This window comes from Streptomyces beijiangensis (assembly GCF_017315755.1).
Taxonomy (GTDB): domain Bacteria; phylum Actinomycetota; class Actinomycetes; order Streptomycetales; family Streptomycetaceae; genus Streptomyces; species Streptomyces beijiangensis.
In genome coordinates this window covers 1-882 of sequence record NZ_JAFLRJ010001224.1, presented here as the reverse complement: position 1 = coordinate 882, position 882 = coordinate 1, and the positions used below count along the sequence as shown (strand labels likewise).

Below are 882 nucleotides of genomic sequence, written 5' to 3'. Positions count from 1 at the left end.
CCCCCGGCCCCTGCCCCCCACGCCAGCCCGAGGAGCAGCGCCATGCCCAGTTGTCCGTGGAGTTCGATGCCCGCCCCGAAGGCGTCGAAGCCGATCACCGAGAGCGAGGCGTTCGCCGAGATGTCGGTCAGCCAGACCAGCAGCGGCAGCGCGGCCCCCGTGACCACACCCAGCCTGAGCGCGCACCGCCCGGCGAAGCCGAGCGCCGACAGTCCTCCCGTCGGCGTACGAGCGGCCGCGAGCACCCCCGCGTACAGCATCATCACCGCGGTCGCGACCGCCAGCAGCCAGACCCGCCCGTCCAGTTCGGACAGCCGGCCGAGCGTCACCGGCTGATCGGTGGAGACCTTCAGCAGATCGTCGATCGGATGCGGCAGCAGCTTCCCCAGCGCACCCGTCGCCCTGCCGTCCCAGGGCACGAAGAGCCCCAGCGGTATCCCGAGCCACACCCCGTTCGGCGCCCCGACCAGCGCCGCCCCCGCGATCCGCTTCGGGTGGTCGTCGCCGATCATCGCGTACGCGGCCGCCGCGAGCCCCGCGGCGACCGCCACCAGCAGCACCGCGACCAGCGCGGAGGCGGCGGGCCTGACGGTGCGGTGCACCGCACCCCAGCGGGCCGGCAGCGGCGTACGGCGCGAGGCCAGCAGCGCGATCGCCATCACACCCAGCACCCAGCAGGCCCCGCCCGCCAGCGACTGACCGGTGTTGACCGTGAACCCCACCGAGGCCTTGGCGTCGACGAGATCCCCGATCTTCCCCGGCAGCAGCCCGCCGATGTCCCCGAGCCCGCCCGGCAGTTTGTCCCCGAGCCCGCCCGCGCCCGGGATGTTGTCGAGCCCCAGCTTGCTCCCGTCGATGGTGCCGACATCGTGTCCCGCCCAG

At 74.0% G+C, this 882-nt stretch carries 1 protein-coding gene; it reads right to left on the bottom strand.

Going from position 1 to position 882, the window contains the following annotated elements; all coding sequences use genetic code 11:
- A partial coding sequence (locus J0695_RS41265; RefSeq protein ID WP_242553792.1) for a streptophobe family protein occupies positions 1–882 on the bottom strand: 882 nt, incomplete at both ends.